The sequence below is a fragment of the Halomonas salsilacus genome (assembly GCF_051216275.1).
In the GTDB taxonomy this organism is placed as follows: domain Bacteria; phylum Pseudomonadota; class Gammaproteobacteria; order Pseudomonadales; family Halomonadaceae; genus Halomonas.
Map to the genome: position 1 here is coordinate 1 of NZ_JBPKAQ010000023.1, position 1,007 is coordinate 1,007.

The following is a 1,007-nucleotide window of genomic DNA, read 5'->3' on the forward strand; positions in this document are numbered from 1 at the left end:
CTGGTCGTCGTCGTCCCACGCCGGCATCCAGAACTCGGCGTCCTTGCTGTAGCAGGTCAGCCACTCGTCCCACTCACGGTCGTCGAGCAGGCGGGCTTCGCGATACAGGAACGCCTGGATCTCGTGGTAGCTAAGGCTCATGGTGTCTCTCCCCTGTCAGGTCGCGCGGCTTAGGCGGACGCGGTGGCAATGAACTGGCTGCGTTCCTTGTCGATGGCACGCAGCATCTCCTCGACCCAGTGCTGGTGGTGCAGCACGTAGAGGCCTTCGTCCTCGGGAGAGGCACCGCTGAGCAGCGGCTGCATGTCGATCGCCTGGGCGTTGTCGTCGGCGCCCTGGATCCACTGCTTGGCCCCGCGGGAGAGGTCGTTCCACTCGGCCAGCGACCCGTTGTAACCGTCCTGGCAGCCGCGGAACTCCTCGAGGTCGTCCGGGGTGCCCATGCCGGAGACGTTGAAGAAGTCTTCGTACTGGCGGATGCGTACGCGACGGTTCTCGGCAGACTCGCCCTTGGGCGCGAAGCAGTAGATGGTCACTTCGGTCTCGTCGACGCTGATCGGGCGCAGCACGCGGATCTGCGTGGAGAACTGGTCCATCAGGTAGACGTTGGGGTAGAGGCAGAGGTTGCGGGTCTGGTTGACGATGGAGTCGGCCCGCGCCTCACCGAATGCTTCCTCGATCCACGCCTTGTTCTGGTAGACCGGGCGCACCTCGGGGTTGAGCAGCCGGGTCCACAGCAGCATGTGGCCGTTCTCATAGGAGTAGAAGCCGCCCTGGCTCTTCGACCAGCCGTCGGCGTCCACCGCCTTGGTGCCACCGGCGTCGTAGTTGCGACGCTCCATGGTGGAGGCGTAGTTCCAGTGCACGGAGCTCACGTGGTAGCCGTCGGCGCCGTTCTCGGCCTGCAGCTTCCAGTTGCCCTTGTAGGTGTAGGAGGAGGTGCCGCGCAGGATCTCCAGGCCGTCCGGCGCCTGGTCGACGATGTTGTCGATGATCTTGGTGGTCTC

General features: G+C 64.7%; 2 protein-coding genes. Both read right to left on the reverse strand.

The window, feature by feature from the left end:
• Positions 1 to 141, reverse strand: a 141-nt coding sequence (locus tag ACR80S_RS17125) for an aromatic-ring-hydroxylating dioxygenase subunit beta (RefSeq protein WP_435403908.1), incomplete at its 3' end; no start/stop codon positions are given.
• Positions 142 to 170: 29 nt separating this feature from the next.
• On the reverse strand, positions 171 to 1,007 hold an 837-nt coding region (locus ACR80S_RS17130), incomplete at its 5' end, for an SRPBCC family protein (protein WP_435403907.1).